At 65.1% G+C, this 335-nt stretch carries 1 protein-coding gene; it reads right to left on the bottom strand.

Annotated features, from left to right (window positions below; genetic code table 11):
• Positions 1-335, bottom strand: a 335-nt coding sequence (locus H4281_RS45095; RefSeq protein WP_182896969.1) for an acyltransferase domain-containing protein, incomplete at both ends; no start/stop codon positions are given.

Below are 335 nucleotides of genomic sequence, written 5' to 3'. Positions count from 1 at the left end.
CGGACCATTCACCGCCGCAACAGCCACACCAGGACCAGGCTCAACCTCGTCCTCGGAAACCTGCACCGCCAACATCACGCCACCAGACGGCAACGCCTGCATCAACCGACCCCGCGCCACCACCAACCGCGCCGCATCCGCCAACGACAACACACCAGCAACATGCGCCGCAGCCAACTCACCAATCGAATGCCCACCCACAAAATCCGGGCACACACCCCACGACTCCAACAACCGAAACAACGCCACCTCAAACGCGAACAACCCCGGCTGCGCCACCCCGGTCTCGTCCACCCGAGCCGGATCACCCACCGCATCCCGCACCGGCGAGTCGA

This window comes from Amycolatopsis dendrobii, from assembly GCF_014145675.1.
In the GTDB taxonomy this organism is placed as follows: domain Bacteria; phylum Actinomycetota; class Actinomycetes; order Mycobacteriales; family Pseudonocardiaceae; genus Amycolatopsis; species Amycolatopsis dendrobii.
This window is presented reverse-complemented; position numbering and strand designations above follow the sequence as displayed.